Origin of the sequence: Nonomuraea dietziae, from assembly GCF_014195505.1 — a bacterium.
GTDB lineage: Bacteria > Actinomycetota > Actinomycetes > Streptosporangiales > Streptosporangiaceae > Nonomuraea > Nonomuraea roseola.
On the sequence record NZ_JACIBV010000002.1, the window covers coordinates 526,858 to 543,290 of the forward strand.

The following is a 16,433-nucleotide window of genomic DNA, read 5'->3' on the forward strand; positions in this document are numbered from 1 at the left end:
AAGATAACAACGCCCGGCGGGGCTCGGACGTTCCTAGCCCCTGCGGCGGCGCAGCCTGGAGGGCAGCCCCGTGACGCCCCACACGCTCACCCGCCAGAGCGCCTCGGAGATGACCTTCCTGCTCATCTTGCTGGCCCCGTGGGCCCGCTCGACGAAGGTGATCGGCACCTCGGTCACGCGCAGCCCGTGCCTGGTGGTGCGCAGCGTGAGGTCGACCTGGAAGCAGTAGCCCTGTGACTCGACGTTGGCCAGCCCGATCTTCTCCAGGGCGGCCGCGCGGTAGACGCGGAATCCCGCGGTGGCGTCGCGGACGGGCAGCCCGAGCATCAGCCGGGTGTAGACGTTGGCGCCGCGCGAGAGGAACTGGCGGTGGGCGGGCCAGTTGACGATCTTGCCGCCCGGCACCCAGCGCGAGCCGATGACCAGGTCGGCTCCCTCGGACAGCGCGTCGAGCAGCTTGGGCAGTTCCTCGGGCTGGTGCGAGCCGTCGGCGTCCATCTCCACCAGGACGTCGAAGCCCTCGGCCATGCCCCAGCGGAAGGCGGCGATGTAGGCGGCGCCCAGCCCCTCCTTGCCCGGCCTGTGCAGCACGTGGACGTGGTCGTCGGCGGCGGCCAGCGAGTCGGCGAGCTCGCCCGTGCCGTCGGGGCTGTTGTCGTCGGCGATCAGCAGGTGCGCGCCCGGCAGGGCCTTGCGGACCCGCTCGGTGATCAGCGGCAGGTTCTGCCGCTCGTTGTAGGTGGGGACGACGACGAGGACCCGGCCGAGCGTGTGCTCCATCATCGGTTCGCTCCCCTGCGACGCCACACGGCCGCGCCGATCGCGGCCACTCCCAACACCATCAAAGCCCACTCCGGCGCCGCGCCCAGTCGCGTGGCGATCGTCGTCCGGGTGCGCACCGGGACCTGAACCACGTTCATGTCGGCGACGCGCTCCTTTGTCTGCCAGGCGACCCTACCTTCTGGCGTGACATAGGCGGAGATCCCCGTTGTCGCGGCGGTGACGACCGCCCTGTTGTGCTCGACGGCCCGCAGCTGCGACATGGCCAGCTGCTGCGGGGGCAGGTTCGACAGCGCGTAGGTGGCGTTGTTGGTCTGCACGACCAGCGGCGTGCCGCCCGCGCGGACGGCCTGCCGGACGACCCAGTCGAAGGCCACCTCGTAGCAGTTGACCGCGCCGATGGTGACCGGCCCCATGCGGAGGGCGCCCGGCTTGTCGCCCGCCACCGACTGCCTGCCGACCAGGTTGGCCCGCTCGAACAGGGCCAGGAAGATCTCCTTGAACGGGGTGTACTCGCCGAAGGGCACCAGCTGCTGCTTGTCGTAGTAGGCGCCGGGGCCGGTGACCGGGTCCCACACCAGGCTGCGGGTGGCGCGGTTGGCCTCGCCGATCGCCACCACCGCGCCGACCAGCGTGGGCACCCCGACGTCCTTGACGGAGTCGTCGATGATCTGCCTGGCGGTCGCGTCGCGGTAGGGGTCGATGTCGGTGGAGTTCTCGGGGAGCACCACCAGGTCGGGCTTGGGCAGCGTGCCCTCGCGGGCGGCCTTGGCCAGCGCGTGGGTGCCGTTGGCGTGGTTGCGCAGCACGATCGCGGGCTCGTCGCCCAGCGCGTACATCCCCTCCCCCGGCACGTCGCCCTGCACGATGCCGACGTTGACCGTCCTGCCCTCGTCGCCGGGTCGCGGGATGGCGAAGGTCAGCAGCGGCAGCGCCAGCGCGAGCGCCAGCGGCACGAGCCTGCGCGGCCGCAGCACGGCGCAGGCGACCAGCGCCCCGCACAGGGTGACGGCGAAGGAGACCAGCGGCACGCCGCCGAGCGCGGCGTAGCCGGTGAACAGGCTCTCGCCCTGGCTGAAGGCCACCCTGGCCCAGGGGAAGCCGCCGACGGGGAACAGGCCGCGCGCCCACTCCATGGCCACCCACAGCGCGCCGAACCACAGCGGCCAGGCGGGCAACGTGAACACCAGAGCGGCCAGAGCGGCCATGGCGGCGTAGAAGAGGCTTTCGACGGCGACCAGGGCCAGCCAGGCGTCCACGCCGATCGGGCGGACCCAGGCCAGCGCGGGCAGCAGGAAGACGAGGGCGGCGAGGTAGCCGAGCCAGGCGGCGCGGCGGGGGCGCGTGCCGTACAGGCTGAGGACGATCAGGGTGATGCCGGCAGGCGCGCACAGCCACCAGCCGAGCGGCGGGAAGGCGAGAAACAGCAGCAGCCCGCCGGCGACGGCCGCGGCGGACCTGGCCCACAGCCGCCCGCCTGACGCGCCGACCGGCGCGGGGGGCGGCGTCACGGCGCCCTGCTTCTCCTGCACCACGGCCGGGGTTCTCCTCGCGATCAGCTGCTGCTTGCGGAAACGCTACCGCCCGAGGTGGCCGACCCCCAAAGGGCACACGCTGGCGGGGTGATCCCTTGGCAGACGGAGGCCAGGGGATCACCCGCTAGCGGTGTGATCCGAGCGCACGGGAGCGGGAAGAGGGCCCGGAAACCCTTCGGACCGGATCCGTCTCGTCGGCGGCGAGCGCGGAGTTCCGTTGTCTACTGGGCGACCGGGCCCGTCCCGGGTCCAACCCCCCGCCCGGTTGGGGTGCCCCGACTCGACGGACCGACGGCCCTGCACCTGGCTGTATGGACGAAGTCACGCTCCGTCACGGACGCAGGATCCGACGATGTCAGAGACGGCCAACCGGCCAAGTCCCGTGCTGGACTGGGCAGCAAACTACCGACTCCAACTCAGATGTCAACCGTGTCCCGATCAGCGGAAACCTCAAGTTTTCGCAGGTAGGACATGCTCGGCGAGGCCAGTCTAATGCCCTAACTCCCCGCGAGTCCGCCCAGTGACTCGGGCAGCTCCATATCATGGACGACGCCCAGTCGCTGGGTGGCCCGGGTGAGCGCCACGTAGAGATCGCTCGCGCCGCGCGGCGACTGCTCGAGGATCATGGCTGGCTCGGCGACGATCACCGAGTCGAACTCCAGCCCCTTCGCCTCGGCGACGCCGAGCACCGCGACGGAGGCCTCGAGCACGCCTCGTCCCGTGACGCCGCCGATCTGGTCGGCGAGCTTGTCGAGCAGCACGTCGGGCCCGAGGACGGCGACCCGCCCGCCGTGCTCGGTCTCCCTCAGCACCAGCTCGGGCAGCCGGTCCAGCGGCGCGGCCCACGGCACCGCGCCGCTCTCGCGCACCGAGGTGGGGGCCTGGAGCGCGGGGTCGATGGAGGCCAGCACCCGCTGCGCCAGCTCCATCAGCTCGACCGGGGTGCGGTAGTTGATGGTGAGGGTCTCCTCGCGCCAGCGCCCCGCCACGTAGGGGTCGAGCGCCTGCCCCCATGAGCGGGCGCCGGCGCTGGAGCCGGTCTGGGCGATGTCGCCGACGATCGTCATGGACCTGGTCGGGCAGCGCCTCATCACCGCCCGCCACGCCATGGGCGACAGCTCCTGCGCCTCGTCGACGATCACGTGGCCGAAGGCCCACGTGCGGTCGGCCGCGGCCCTCTCCGCCGTCGTCAGGTACGGCTGGTCGCCGCGCTGCCGCTCGGCGAGGCGTTCGGCGTCCATGATGTCCGACAGGCCCGTCAGCTCCAGCACCTCGCGGGCGTAGGCGAGCTCCGACTCCTTCTCCCGCTCCTCCGCGGCGCGGGCGGCGGCCAGCTCCTCCTCCGCCTGCATCGCGGTGGCCCTCAGCACCTGCTCGTCGATGTCGCCGAGCAGCTCGGCGGCCTCGTCCAGCAGCGGCACGTCGGCCTCCGTCCACTCGGTGGACGTGCGCAGCAGCAGGGCGCGCTCCTCGCGGCTGAGGTTGCCCGCCGCGTAGTCGAGACGCTCGGGCGAGCCGTACAGGCCGATCAGCAGCCGCTGCGGCGTCAGGTAGGGCCACAGCCTGTTGAGCGCGCTCTTGACGACCGGCTCGGTGCGCAACTCCTCGCGCAGGTCGGCGAGCTCGTCGTCGTCGATGAGGCCTTTGCCGAGCTTCTTGGCCAGCTGCCTGGCCAGGGCGTTGAGCAGGGAGCGCACGAAGACCGAGCGCGCCTGGTTGTGGCTGCGCCTCGAGCGGGCGGCCTTGTTCTTGGCGTTCTCCATCATCGAGCGGTCGATGGTGAGCCGCTGGCGGCCGAGCGGGAGCTCGATCGGCTGGCGCGGCACCCGCTGCCTGTCCCTCACCGCTCGCGCGATCACCTCCACCATGCGCACGTCGCCCTTGATCGCGGCGACCTCGGGGCGGTCCCTGCGGGTGGCGCTGACGCCCGGGTAGAGCTCGCCCACCGTGGACAGCATGACGTCGGTCTCGCCGAGCGAGGGCAGGACCTGCTCGATGTAGCGCAGGAAGGTGAGCCCGGGGCCGAGGATGAGCACGCCGCGGCGCTCGAGCCGCTCCCTGTGGGTGTAGAGGAGATAGGCGGCGCGGTGCAGGGCGACGACGGTCTTGCCGGTGCCGGGACCGCCCTGGACCACCAGCACGCCGTTGAGGTCGGCGCGGATGACGCGGTCCTGTTCCGACTGGATGGTCGCCACGATGTCGCGCATCCTGCCGGTGCGCTTCTCGTCGAGGGCGGCCAGCAGCGCGGCCTCGCCGTTCAGCGTGGCCCTGTCGTCGTCGCTGAGCCCGTCGAGGTCGAGCAGGTCGTCGTCGACGCCGATCACCTCGCGGCCGCGCGTCTGCAGGTGGCGGCGGCGGGTGACCCCCATGGGGGCGGTCGGCGTGGCGCGGTAGAAGGGCTGGGCGACGGGCGCGCGCCAGTCGATCAGCAGCCTGTCCTGCTCGTCGTCGCTCAGGCCAAGCTTGCCGATGTAGAGTCGGCCCTCCTCGGTGTGGTCGAGGCGGCCGAAGACCAGGCCGCGCTCGACGGCCCACAACCTGGCCAGCCTGGCGGCGTACATGCCGGCGAAGGAGTCGCGCTCGGACCTGTTCTGCTGTGTGCCGACCGCGCCGGCGGCCAGCACCTCCTTGAGCTGCTTCTGCGTGCGCTCGCGCAGCACGTCGAGCCGCTCGTAGAGCCGGGAGACGTAGCGTTGCTCTCTGGCCAGCTCGGTTTGACGAGCCTCCGTCGAACCGTTAGTGTTGGTAGTAATGGGACGCTCCGGGCCTTTCTGACTGTTGTGGCAACAAATCGCAACCTTATCAGGTCCGTCGAGCCGCTGACATCACGTCTTCATTTCACCGCTTGACTCTATGGCGCTTTGCCGTCCATTGTGAGTTAGGAAAGTTTCCTAACTCAGTGGGAGTCACGAGTGAACGGTCCGGTTCCTGGAACACCCAGCCTGCTGCGCGCGATCAACGACCGCGCCGCTCTGCAGGTGCTGCTGGACCGGGGGCCGCTGACCCGGCCCGAGATCGGCACTCTCACCGGGCTGTCCAAGCCCACGGCCTCGCAGCTGCTGTCCAGGCTGCAGGAGGCGGGTCTCGTGGTGCTCGACGGCATCAGGGAGGGTCTGCCCGGCCGTACGGCCGAGCTCTACCGGATCAACCCCGACGCCGCCTACGTCGCCGCGCTCGACGTCACCCCCGGCCGTATCGAGGCGTGCGTCGCCGACATCACCGGTCAGGTCGTCGGCACGTACACCCTGCCCACCTCCCGCCGCCCCAGCGACGGGCTGATCGACAGGCTGCGCGGCGCCCTGGACGGCGCGGGCTCGCCAGGCCCGCTGCGCAGGGTGGTGATCGGCGTGCAGGCCGCGATCGACCCCACGACGGGCCGCCTCGGCTACGCCACGGCCAAGGACATGCCCGGCTGGCAGATCCCCAACCTCGTGCCCACGCTGAGCGAGGGGCTCGGCGTGGCCGTCGACGTCGAGAACAACGTCAACCTCGTGGCGGTGGCCGAGCAGGCCCACGGCGCCGCCCGCGACCACCAGGACTTCGTCCTGCTGTGGGCCGACGAGGGCATCGGCTCGGCCGTCGTCCTCGGCGGGCGCATGCACCGCGGCGCGACGGGCGGCGCGGGCGAGGTCGGCTACATGCCCACCCCTGGCGCGCCGACCGCGCGCGAGGCGGGTCTCTACGCCAACCACGGCTACCAGGCGCTCACCGGCGGCCCCGCCGTGCTCAAGCTGCTGCGCTCGTACGGCGTGCGCGGCACCGACTTCCGCCAGGCCGTCGCCGCCGCCGTGCGAACCGCGGCGGGCAGCGGCAAGAAGGCCGACGACGCCCGCGCGGGCCTGCGCGACATCGCCGCCAGGATCGCCGTGGGCCTCGCCGCCATCACCTCCGTGCTCGACCCCGGCCTCGTCGTGCTCACCGGCGGCATCGTGCTGTCCGGCGGCGAGAGCCTGCGCGAGCTCATCGAGCACGAACTCCACGCGCTCACCATCCCCAGGCCGCACGTGCGGCTGTCGACCGTCGAGGGCAACCCGGTGCTGGCCGGCGCCCTCGACCTCGCCCTCGACGCCGTCCGTGAAGAGGTCTTCAGCTCCACCGTCCCCACCGCTTAGATTGCAGGAGGCACCCCCGTGCGTTTCGTCCCCCTTGCGGTCGCAGGACTCACCGTTCTTGCGCTGACCGCGTGTACGGCGGGCAAGGAGGCGCCGCCCTCGCTCGGCGCCCAGCCCAAGCCCTCGGGCTCGGCCTCGCAGGCCCTGCCCGCCGCCACCATCGAGCTCTGGCACGGCTTCCAGACCGACGCCGAGGTCAAGGCCTTCGAGGAGGCGATCGCGGGCTTCAACAAGAAGTTCCCGCAGATCACCGTCAAGACCACCAAGGCCGTCCAGGACGACCAGATCACCCAGGCCATCCGCAGCGGCAAGGCGCCCGACGTGGCGGCCTCCTTCACCACCGACAACGTCGCGCTGTGGTGCAAGACGGGAGCGTTCCAAGACCTCACGGCGGTCGTCAAGCAGGACGGCATCGACCTGTCGGTGCTGCCTGCGGCCTCGCGCTCCTACACCGAGTTCGAGGGCAAGCGCTGCATGATGCCGCTGCTGGCCGACGCCTACGGCATGTTCTACAACAAGGCCCTGATGAAGGGGAACGAGCCGCCCAAGACGCTCTCGGAGCTGACCAGGCTGACCAAGGAGCTGACGGTCAGGGACCCCGACGGCACGATCAAGGTGGCCGGCTTCATCTCCAGCTTCCAGTACTACGAGAACTCCCCCTCCCACCTGGCCCCCATGGTCGGCGCCAAGTGGTACAACGACGACGGCACCTCCGCCATCGGCTCCGACCCCGCCTGGAAGCAGCTGCTGACCTGGCAGAAGGAGCTCGTCGACTGGTACGGCTACGCCAACCTAGAGAAGTTCCGCCGCAGCCTCGGCGACGAGTGGGGCTCGGCGCACCCGTTCTTCAAGGGCAAGGTCGCGATGATCGTCGACGGCGAGTGGCGCAACGCCATGATCGCCAACGACTCCAAGGCCAAGTCGCTCGACTACGGCACCGCCCCGCTGCCCGTCGCCGACGACAAGCCCGACCTGTACGGCAGCGGCTTCACCGCGGGCACCGTCATCGGCGTGCCGAAGGGCGCCAAGAACCCGCAGCACGCGTGGGAGCTGATCAAGCACCTGACCACCGACACCGACAGCCTGGTGACGCTGTCCAACGCACTGCGCAACGTGCCCACCACCAAGGCGGCGATGGAGTCTCCCCGGCTGGCCGCCGACGCCAACTTCAAGACCTTCCTCGACATCTTCGCCCACCCGAAGACGAGCACGCTGCCCGCGTCGGTCAACAGCGTCTTCAACCAGGACTCCCTCTCGACCTTCCTGGTCACCTGGGAGAAGGGCGCGGTCAAGGACCTCGACGCGGGGCTGAAGGGCGTCGACAAGCGCATCAACGACAAGCTGAAGCTGTCGGGCGGATGAGAGCCAGGCCGAAGCGGCGGGAGGGCCTGCGGGCCCTCCTGTGGCTCTCCCCGTGGATAGCGGGTTTCTCGATCTTCTTCGCCTACCCGCTGGCGTCGACCGTCTACTTCTCCTTCACCAACTACAACATGTTCACGCTGGAGTTCGTCGGCCTGGACAACTGGCGCTACCTGCTGCAGGACGACCGGGTCTGGGTCTCGGCCAAGAACACCCTGTGGCTGGTGGTCTTCATGGTGCCCGCGCAGGTGGTCTTCTCCATCGGCGTCGCGCAGCTGCTCACCAAGCTGAAGACGGGGGTGGGATTCTTCCGCACCCTGTTCTACCTGCCGACGCTGGTGCCGATGGTGGCGGGGACCGTCGCCTTCGTCTTCCTGCTCAACCCGGTGGGCCCGGTCAACCAGATCCTGTCGTGGGTCGGGATCGCGGGTCCCGACTGGTTCGGCGACCCCTCGTGGTCCAAGCCGAGCCTGACCGCGCTGGCGGTGTGGGGCTGCGGCAACACCATGGTGATCTTCCTGGCGGCCCTGCTCGACGTGCCCAAGCACATGTACGAGGCCGCGGCCATCGACGGCGCGGGAGCGTGGCGGCAGTTCAGGAGCATCACGCTGCCGACCATCGCGCCGGTGCTGATGTTCTCCCTTGTCACGGCCGTCATCTACGCGCTGCAGTACTTCACGCAGGCGATGATCGCCTCCAGGGTCGCCTCTGGCGCCACCGACTCGGCGGGCAGCTCCTTCACCCCCGGCTATCCGGAGGGGTCGCTGCTCACGCTGCCGCAGTGGTTCTTCCACGCCGCCTTCCGCGACTCCAACATGGGCTACGGCTCGGTACTGGCGCTGCTGCTGTTCGCCACCTCGATGATCTTCACGCTGATCCTGCTCCGCCAGTTCCGCAAGGCCGAGGAGGTCCACTCTTGAGCACCACGCTGACCGCGCCCCGCCGCTCCAGGGCGCTGCCCGCGCCCGCCACGGGGGCGAGACGGCGCAGGGTCCTGCACTGGATCGCCACCCACGCCATCGCGGTGGCGCTGGCGATCATGTTCGCCGGGCCCGTGGTCCTGGTCGGGCTGACCGCGCTGATGACCGACGAGCAGGCGCTGACCACCAACTTGTGGCCCGAGTCGTGGAACTGGTCGAACTTCGCCGACGTCTTCGCGAAGTCGCACCTGCTGACCTGGACGCTGAACACGCTGATGTACGCGGGGCTCGGCACGCTGTTCATGCTCGTCTCGTCGATCCCCGTCGCGTACGCGCTGGCGAGGTTCCGCTTCAGGGGGCGCAAGCTGGCCTTCCTGCTGGTCATCACGACGATGATGCTGCCGCCCCAGGTCGTCGCGGTGCCGATCTATCTGATCTGGGCCAGGTTCGGGCTCACCGAGACGCTGTGGCCGCTCATCCTGCCCATGCTGCTGGGCGACGCGTTCTCGATCTTCCTGCTCCGCCAGTTCCTGCTGACCATCCCGCGTGAGTACACCGACGCGGCCAGGGTCGACGGGTGCTCCGACTTCAGGACCCTGGTCAGGGTGATCCTGCCCATGGCCAGGCCGGCGATCGCCGCGGTGGCGCTGTTCCAGTTCTTCTACTGCTGGAACGACTACTACGGCCCGCTGCTCTACACCTGGATCAACCAGGACAACTGGACGCTCTCGCTGGGCCTGTCGACGTTCAAGGCCTTCCACAGCGTCCAGTGGAACCTCACCATGGCGGCCACCCTGCTGGTGACCGCACCGGTGATCATCGTGTTCTTCTTCGCCCAGAGAGTCTTCATCGAGGGCGTCACGTTGACAGGAGTAAAAGGTTGAAACTCGCCGTTGTCGGGGGCGGCTCGACGTACACGCCCGAGCTGATCGACGGGTTCGCGCGCCTGAGGGACGAGCTGCCGCTCACCGAGATCGCGCTGGTGGATCCGGACCGTTCCCGCCTGGAGCTGGTGGCGGGCCTCTCGCGCAGGATGCTGGCCCGCGCGGGGCACGGCGCGAAGGTCGTCGCCACCACCTCCGTGCAGGAGGGCGTGGAGGGCGCGCAGGCGGTGCTGTTCCAGCTCAGAGTGGGCGGGCAGGCCGCGCGCAACGTGGACGAGACGCTACCGACGCAGTGCGGGTGCGTCGGGCAGGAGACCACGGGCGCGGGCGGCCTGGCCAAGGCGCTGCGGACCGTCCCCGTGGTGCTGGGGCTGGCAGAGAAGGTGCGCAGGCACGCGCCTGAGGCGTGGATCGTGGACTTCACCAACCCGGTCGGCATCGTGACCCGCGCCCTGCTCGACGCGGGGCACAGGGCGATCGGGCTGTGCAACGTGGCCATCGGCTTCCAGCGCCGCTTCGCCGGGCACCTGGGGGTCGAACCCTCGCGCGTCTCGCTCGGCCACGTCGGGCTCAACCACCTGACGTGGGAGCGCTCCGTCGCCGTCGACGGAGTGGACGTGCTGCCCCAGCTGCTCGCCGAGCACGGCCGGGCGATCGCCGACGACATCGGGTTGCCTCTCGAGCTGGTGACCAGGCTCGGCGTGGTGCCGTCGTACTACCTGCGCTACTTCTACGCCCACGACCTGGTGGTCGAGGAGCAGCGGGCCAAGCCGTCGCGCGCGGCGGAGGTGGCGGCGATGGAGGCCGAGCTGCTGAAGCTGTACGCCGACCCTGCCGTCGACACCAAGCCCGCGCTGCTGGAGAAGCGGGGCGGCGCGTTCTACTCCGAGGCCGCGGTCGCGCTCATCGCCTCTCTGCTCGGCGACAGGGGCGACACCCAGGTGGTGAACGTGCGCAACGCGGGCACGCTGCCGTTCCTGCCCGACGAGGCGGTCATCGAGGTGCCCGCCGTCGTGGGGTCGGCGGGAGCCGCGCCGCTGCCGGTGCCCGCCGTGGAGCCGCTGTACGCGGGCCTGATCGCGAACGTGTCGGCCTACGAGAGCCTGGCCCTCGAGGCGGCCGTGCAGGGCGGGGCCGACAGGGTACGCAACGCGCTGCTGGCGCACCCGCTGATCGGCCAGGAGGCCGTCGCGGGCGAGCTGACGCGCCTGCTGCTCGAGGCCAACAGGGCGCACCTGCCGTGGGTGGTGTCGGCGTGAGGACCGTGCTCGCGGTCGACGGCGGCAACAGCAAGACCGACGTGGCGCTGGTGGCCGAGGACGGCACCGTCCTCGCCACCGGCCGCGGAGGAGGTTTCCTGCCGCAGAGCGCGGGCGTGTCGGCGGCCGCCGACGTCGTGGAGGAGGCGGTACGGCAGGCGCTCGGCCCCCTGGCGCGGGCCATCGGCACCACGCCCGCCGCGCCGTACGGTGACCTGCTGTCGGCCTACCTGGCCGGCGCGGACCTGCCGAGGGAGGAGGAGGCGCTGCGCGAGGAGTTCACCGCACGCGGCTTCGCCTCCGACGTCGTGGTGGGCAACGACACCTTCGCGCTGCTGCGCGCGGGCGCGTCGGGCCCCTGGGGCGTGGCGGTGGTGTGCGGGGCGGGGGTCAACGCCGTCGGGGTCTCCCCCAGCGGCCGGGTGGCCAGGTTCCCCGCGCTCGGCAAGGTCAGCGGCGACTGGGGCGGCGGGCTCGGCCTGGCCGAGGAGGCGCTCTGGCACGCCGTCAGGGCCGAGGACGGCAGAGGCGGCCCCACCGCCCTCGCCGCGCTGGTCACCGAGCACTTCGGCACCGCCACCGTCGAGGAGGTCTCGCTCGCCCTGCACTTCGGCGAGCTGGACCAGTCGAGCCTGCACGGCCTCACCCCCAGGCTGTTCGAGGTGGCCGCGGCGGGGGATCCGATCGCCAGGTCGCTGGTGGAGCGGATGGCCGAGGAGATCGTGCTGCTGGCGGAGGTCTGCCTGCGCCGTCTGGAGCTGCTGGAGACGCCGACGGAGGTGGTGCTCGGCGGCGGCGTGCTGCGCGCCCGCGACCCGCTGCTGAGCGAGCTGCTCGACCAGCGGTTCACGGCGCGGGCGCCGCAGGCCAAGGTGGTCGTGGCCGACCTTCCGCCGATCGCGGGGGCCGCGCTCAACGGCCTGGACAGGATCGGCGCCGACGAGGAGGCCAAGGCCCGCCTGCGCGGGCACTTCGGCGACCTGCTCTGACCTCTTCTCCAGCAAGCCATCTCCAGCAGACCAGGAGTCGGAGTGAAGCCGCCAGGGCCACCGGGCGCGCCGCGCGGGCGGGACGGCGGGGCACCACCGCCGCCCCGCCCTCGCGGTCTCAGCCGTCGCCCAGCTCGGGAGGGCGGTGTTCGTACGGCGTGCTCAGCACCACGGTCGTGCGGGTGGAGACGTTCGCCGAGGCGCGGATGTGCTGCAGCAGCTCCTCCAGCGCGAGGGGCGAGGCGACGCGCACCTTCAGGATGTAGCTCTCGTCACCCGCCACGCTGTGGCAGGCCTCGATCGCGCTCAGGTGGGCCAGCCGTTCCGGCGCGTCGTCGGGGGCGGCGGGGTCGATCGGCTTGATGGAGACGAAGGCGGTCAGCGGCAGCCCGACGGCGTCGTGGTCGACGAGCGCGGCATAGCCGCGCACGACCCCGCGCTTCTCCAGGCGGCGCACCCGCTGGTGCACAGCGGAGACCGAAAGGCCCGTCTCCCTGGCCAGGTCGGTGAAGCTCATCCGGCCGTCCTTGGCCAGCAGCGTGACGATCCTGCGGTCGATCTCCTCCATCCGGTCAACGGTAGCGGCAGATGGTCACGAGGTGGTCCCGACCGGCTGTGCCCTCAGCTTCATCGCGTGCTCGACGAGCTGGATGAGCACCTCGCGGCTGGAGTCGCGCTTACGGGCGTCGCAGAGCACGAGCGGGATCGACGGGTCGAGGCCCAGCGCGAGCCGCACCTCGTCCAGCTCGTAGACGGGCGAGCCCTCGAAGCAGTTGACGGCGACCACGAACGGCGTGCCGCGCCGTTCGAAGTAGTCGACGGAGGGGAAGCAGTCGGCCAGGCGGCGGGTGTCGGCCAGGATCACCGCGCCGAGCGCGCCGAGCGCCAGCTCGTCCCACACGAACCAGAAGCGCTCCTGCCCGGGCGTGCCGAACAGGTAGAGCATGTAGTCGTCGCCCATGGTGATGCGGCCGAAGTCCATGGCGACGGTCGTCGTGCGCTTGGCCTCCACGCCGGAGATGTCGTCGACCCCGGTGGACCGGTCGGTCAGCGTCTCCTCGGTGCGCAGCGGCCGCGTCTCGGAGACCGAGCCGACCATGGTCGTCTTGCCCGCGCCGAACCCGCCGGCGATGAGGATCTTGATGGCGGTCGGCAGCCGCCGCCGATCAGAGCGACCGAAGACCATCGAGCACCGCCCTGTACATCTTCTCGTCTTGCATGTCCACCTCGGGTTGGGGATCCTGCACGGTGACGAACCCCTGGTCGAACAGGTCGCCCAGCAGGACACGAATCGTGCCTGCGGGAAGGTCGAGTCGGGCGGCGATCTCCGCCACGGAGATCGGCTCGCGGCAGAGCCTGGCGATCGACAGGTGCTCGGGGTCCAGGCCCGCCTCAGGGCCCGGCGGACCGCCCACGGCGACGGCCAGCGAGATCAGGTCGAAGGAGCCCCTGACGGGTTCGGTACGGCCGCGCGTCACCACGTACGGCCTGACGATCTCCGGATCGACCCATTCCTCGTGCGTCATCGCTTGGCCTCGTTGCGCGCGGGAGAGGTGAGGTACTGGCCGACCCTGGCCACCAGCATGGCCATCTCGTAGGCGACCAGGCCGATGTCGGCGTCCTGCAGGCACAGGACCGCCAGGCAGGCTCCCTCGCCCGCGACCGTCACGATGAGGTAGCGGGACTTCCACTCCACGACCGTCTGGCGTACCGCTCCGCCGCCGACGTGCTCGCTGACGCCTCTGGCCAGGCTCTGCAGGCCGGAGGCGACCGCGGACAGGTGCTCGCCGTCGGTTCTGTCGAGCTCCTTGGACGAGGCCATGAGCAGGCCGTCGGAGGAGAGCACGATCGCGTGCTCCACCTCCCTGATGCGGCCTGCCAGGTCGTCAAGGAGCCAGGTCAGGTCGGTTGAAGAGCCAGATCTCACGCCTCCCCCTCGGTCAGCTTGGCCGCCTGCGCCCTGCCCAGGCGGGTACCCGACTGGAACGAATCCATGATCGCGCGGATCTCCTCAGGTGAGCGCTCGTCTTCGTCCTGTTCCCGCGCCGGCGCGGCGTCGTCCGTCTTCAGCCCTGGCGCCAGACTGGCCTGCGGCACGCGGACCGGCAGGCCCGAGGGGGTGAAGGCGGGGATGGCCGGCTCGTCCTGCCCGCTCTCCGGCGCTCCCGTCGCAGCGGACTGGCCGCCGTGGGCGGCCACCTCGTCCTGGACGCGCGCGCTCGCCGGCGCCGCCGCCGGCACGCGCGTCTCGGGAGCTTCCGCCCCGGCTGCGTGTCCGACGGGCAGCGGTGCCTTGGCCACCCCCGCGGCCGGCCCGTTCAGAGGCGCCGTCCCGCCGCTCCCCCACCCGTCGTTCGCGGGCCCGTCGTTCACAGCCGCGTCGAGCGCCGGCCTGTCGCGCACCGGGCCGTCGCTCAGCGGGCCGTCGCTCAGCGGGCCGTCGCTCAGCGGGCCCGCGCTCAGCGGGCCCGCGCCGACCGCCAGGTCCCGTGGCCCCTCGGCCACCGGACGCGCGGGCCGCCCGGTCGCGGGCGGCGGACGCAGCGCGGTGGCCGGCGGCGGCCGGAGCGCCGTGGCCGTGGCGCCCCATGCAGTGCCAGGAGCGGTGCCAGGAGCGGCGCCGAACGCGGTCCTGGGCGCCGGGATGGCGGGAACGCCGTCCCGGTCCTGCTCGGCCTCGGGCTCGGGCGCGGTGCCGATCAGTTCGCGCGGTACGAGGACGACCACCGTGGTCCCGCCGTACTGCGAGGCCTTCAACTGGACCTGGATCTGGTGCCGTTCGGCCAGCCTGGCGACCACGTAGAGGCCGAGCCGGGCGGTGCCCGTGCGCCTGAACCCGGGCGGCTCGGCGATGCGCGCGTTGGCGGCCTGGAGCTCCTCGGGCGTCATGCCGAGGCCCCGGTCCTCGATCTCGAAGACGTACCCGTTGGCCACGACCTGCCCGCCGACCTGCACCATCGTGTAGGGCGGGGAGAAGGAGACGGCGTTCTCGATCAGCTCGGCCAGCAGGTGGACGACGTCGCCGACGGCCTTGCCCGCCAGCGTCGCCTCGCCCGTGAGCAGCAGCTGGACGCGGGTGTAGTCCTCCACCTCGGCCAGCGCGCCGCGCACCACGTCGATCATGGGCACCGACCTGCGCCACGTACGGCCCGGCGAGGAGCCCGACAGCACGATGAGGTTCTCGGCGTTGCGCCGCATGCGGGTGGCCAGGTGGTCGAGCCTGAACAGGTCGCGCAGTTCCTCGGGCTCGCTCGCGCGGCGCTCCATCACGTCGAGGACGGTGAGCTGCCTGTGCACCAGGCCCTGGGTCCTGCGGGCGAGGCTGAGCAGGATGTCGCTGACGCTGCGGCGCAGCTCGGCCTGCTCGACCGCGACCCTGACGGCGCTCTCCTGGACGGAGTTGAAGGCCCGGCTCACCGCGCCGATCTCGTCGTCGCCGAACGTGAGCGGCGGCGCCTCGACGGCCACGTCGACCTCCTCTCCCCTGCCGATGCGCTCCACCACGCGCGGCAGCCGCTCGTCCGACAGCTCGCGCGCGGCGTCGCGCACCTTCTTGAGCTGGGCGAGGACGGCCCTGGTCGTGGTCACGGACAGCACGATCGAGGCGATGACAGCGAGGAGGCCGAGGCCGCCCACCAGCAGGAGCCTGATGATCACGCCGGCCGCGACGGGCGTGGCCCGCTCGACGAGGCCGTCACGGCCCTTGTGCACGGTGCTGTCGAGCCCGGCCATGACCGGGTCGACGGCGCCCCTCCACTGCTCGGGTCCCGGCGGGGCGCCGCCCTGGACGAGCCGGTCCTCCAGCTGGCGCAAACGCGTGAAGGCGGCGCCGCCGACGAGTTCGTCGTAGCGCTGCCTGTCGGCCTGGGGCAGCTCGTTCGCCGCCTCGGCCCTGGCGAAGCGCTGGGCACCGACGATCAGCGCGAACTGGCCGCGCTCGGCCCCGGTCAGCGCGCCGGCCGCCAGCGCGCCCGCGATCAGCGCGTCCTCCTGCGAGAGGATCTCGGTCGCCCTGCTCATCTCGGCGAAGGTCCTGGCGTCCTTGGCGATTGGCTCGTCGCCGACTCCGGCGAGCGCGTCGCGGGCCCGGTAGATCGAGTCGATGACCTCGGTGTAGGTGGTGGCGGCGCGGACCCGATCGACCTTCCCCGCGTCGATCGAGACACGCGCCGCCTTCAGCCCCTCGATGCGCCTGAACACCTGCCGCAGGCGCAGGTCGAGGGTGTCGGAGGCGGCCAGGCCCACGCTGGTGGACCCGGCCTGGTCGGTGAAGGCGTGCGCCGCGGCGTCGGTCCTGGCCCGCTGGACGCGCAGCGCCTCCTTCGCGCCGGCGCCCCGCTGTCCCAGGTGGACCAGCGACAGGCGGCGCTCCTGCTGGAGCTGGACCGTCAGCGCGTCACCCGGGTCGGCGACACCGCGGTTGAGCGTGGCGGCCCGGAGCAGGTCGGCGCCCTCACCAAGGGTCACCCACGCCGCGAACGCCCAGAGCGCGGTCAGGCAGAGGAGCAGAGCCGTGACCTTGGTCCGTAACCGCGAGTTACGCAAGCGCATGTGCACACCTGAGGAAGTCTTTCATCACAGGACAATCACGGACC

At 71.3% G+C, this 16,433-nt stretch carries 14 protein-coding genes; 6 read left to right on the forward strand and 8 right to left on the reverse strand.

The window, feature by feature from the left end:
• Nucleotides 1-33 precede the first annotated feature (33 nt).
• The 3 genes from FHR33_RS45180 to FHR33_RS45190 form a co-directional block, all read right to left on the reverse strand.
• Nucleotides 34-780: a polyprenol monophosphomannose synthase gene (locus FHR33_RS45180; protein ID WP_183662295.1), complete on the reverse strand. Its 747-nt coding sequence runs from the start codon at nt 778-780 to the stop codon at nt 34-36.
• Nucleotides 780-2,315 carry an apolipoprotein N-acyltransferase gene (lnt, locus tag FHR33_RS45185; protein WP_312896068.1) on the reverse strand — a complete coding sequence of 512 codons (1,536 nt, stop codon included), beginning with the start codon at nt 2,313-2,315 and terminating at the stop codon, nt 780-782. The genes FHR33_RS45180 and lnt overlap by 1 nt, the downstream gene beginning before the upstream one ends.
• Nucleotides 2,316-2,812: 497 nt before the next feature.
• Nucleotides 2,813-4,975, reverse strand: a complete 2,163-nt coding sequence (locus FHR33_RS45190; protein WP_312896069.1) for a HelD family protein — start codon at nt 4,973-4,975, stop codon at nt 2,813-2,815.
• A gap of 252 nt (nt 4,976-5,227) precedes the next feature.
• Here FHR33_RS45190 and FHR33_RS45195 point away from each other — a divergent pair, with 252 nt between their 5' ends.
• The 6 genes from FHR33_RS45195 to FHR33_RS45220 are packed head-to-tail and all read left to right on the forward strand — an operon-like array spanning nt 5,228 to nt 11,838.
• Nucleotides 5,228-6,427 (forward strand): ROK family transcriptional regulator, encoded by a 1,200-nt coding sequence (locus FHR33_RS45195; protein ID WP_183661561.1) that lies wholly within the window; start codon nt 5,228-5,230, stop codon nt 6,425-6,427.
• A gap of 18 nt (nt 6,428-6,445) precedes the next feature.
• Complete coding sequence (locus tag FHR33_RS45200; RefSeq protein WP_183661563.1) at nt 6,446-7,789, forward strand: extracellular solute-binding protein; 1,344 nt, start codon at nt 6,446-6,448, stop codon at nt 7,787-7,789.
• Nucleotides 7,786-8,706, forward strand: coding sequence for a carbohydrate ABC transporter permease (locus FHR33_RS45205; RefSeq protein WP_183661565.1), 921 nt, complete (start codon nt 7,786-7,788; stop codon nt 8,704-8,706). The genes FHR33_RS45200 and FHR33_RS45205 overlap by 4 nt, the downstream gene beginning before the upstream one ends.
• A complete protein-coding gene (locus FHR33_RS45210) occupies nt 8,703-9,590 on the forward strand; it encodes a carbohydrate ABC transporter permease (protein ID WP_183661568.1) in 888 nt (295 codons plus the stop codon). The genes FHR33_RS45205 and FHR33_RS45210 overlap by 4 nt, the downstream gene beginning before the upstream one ends.
• A complete protein-coding gene (locus tag FHR33_RS45215; RefSeq protein ID WP_183661570.1) occupies nt 9,587-10,849 on the forward strand; it encodes a 6-phospho-beta-glucosidase in 1,263 nt (420 codons plus the stop codon). The genes FHR33_RS45210 and FHR33_RS45215 overlap by 4 nt, the downstream gene beginning before the upstream one ends.
• Entirely contained in the window at nt 10,846-11,838 is a 993-nt protein-coding gene (locus FHR33_RS45220) for an N-acetylglucosamine kinase (protein ID WP_183661572.1), read from the forward strand. Before FHR33_RS45215 ends, FHR33_RS45220 begins: the two co-directional genes overlap by 4 nt.
• A gap of 118 nt (nt 11,839-11,956) precedes the next feature.
• On the opposite strand, the gene FHR33_RS45225 is transcribed toward FHR33_RS45220, so the two are convergent.
• From FHR33_RS45225 to FHR33_RS45245, 5 genes are read right to left on the reverse strand one after another with little or no spacing between them, the layout of a single operon-like run.
• A complete protein-coding gene (locus FHR33_RS45225) occupies nt 11,957-12,406 on the reverse strand; it encodes an Lrp/AsnC family transcriptional regulator (protein WP_183661574.1) in 450 nt (149 codons plus the stop codon).
• Between the two features lie 24 nt (nt 12,407-12,430).
• On the reverse strand, nt 12,431-13,024 hold the full coding sequence (locus tag FHR33_RS45230) for a GTP-binding protein (protein ID WP_183661576.1): 594 nt from the start codon (nt 13,022-13,024) through the stop codon (nt 12,431-12,433).
• Entirely contained in the window at nt 13,005-13,364 is a 360-nt protein-coding gene (locus tag FHR33_RS45235) for a DUF742 domain-containing protein (protein ID WP_183661577.1), read from the reverse strand. Before FHR33_RS45235 ends, FHR33_RS45230 begins: the two co-directional genes overlap by 20 nt.
• Complete coding sequence (locus FHR33_RS45240) at nt 13,361-13,765, reverse strand: roadblock/LC7 domain-containing protein (RefSeq protein ID WP_183661579.1); 405 nt, start codon at nt 13,763-13,765, stop codon at nt 13,361-13,363. The genes FHR33_RS45235 and FHR33_RS45240 overlap by 4 nt, the downstream gene beginning before the upstream one ends.
• The gene (locus tag FHR33_RS45245) at nt 13,762-16,389 is read right to left on the reverse strand and encodes a sensor histidine kinase (protein ID WP_183661581.1); all 2,628 of its coding nucleotides are present in this window, start codon (nt 16,387-16,389) and stop codon (nt 13,762-13,764) included. The genes FHR33_RS45240 and FHR33_RS45245 overlap by 4 nt, the downstream gene beginning before the upstream one ends.
• Nucleotides 16,390-16,433 lie beyond the last annotated feature (44 nt).

What these genes read in the sequence shown, in the direction of transcription:
- FHR33_RS45180 (WP_183662295.1), bottom strand. Translation starts at nt 780, where the DNA reads ATGGAGCACACGCTCGGCCGGGTCCTCGTCGTCGTCCCCACCTACAAC.
- FHR33_RS45205 (WP_183661565.1), top strand. Translation starts at nt 7,786, where the DNA reads ATGAGAGCCAGGCCGAAGCGGCGGGAGGGCCTGCGGGCCCTCCTGTGG.
- FHR33_RS45225 (WP_183661574.1), bottom strand. Translation starts at nt 12,406, where the DNA reads ATGGAGGAGATCGACCGCAGGATCGTCACGCTGCTGGCCAAGGACGGC.
- FHR33_RS45230 (WP_183661576.1), bottom strand. Translation starts at nt 13,024, where the DNA reads ATGGTCTTCGGTCGCTCTGATCGGCGGCGGCTGCCGACCGCCATCAAG.
- FHR33_RS45235 (WP_183661577.1), bottom strand. Translation starts at nt 13,364, where the DNA reads ATGACGCACGAGGAATGGGTCGATCCGGAGATCGTCAGGCCGTACGTG.
- FHR33_RS45245 (WP_183661581.1), bottom strand. Translation starts at nt 16,389, where the DNA reads ATGCGCTTGCGTAACTCGCGGTTACGGACCAAGGTCACGGCTCTGCTC.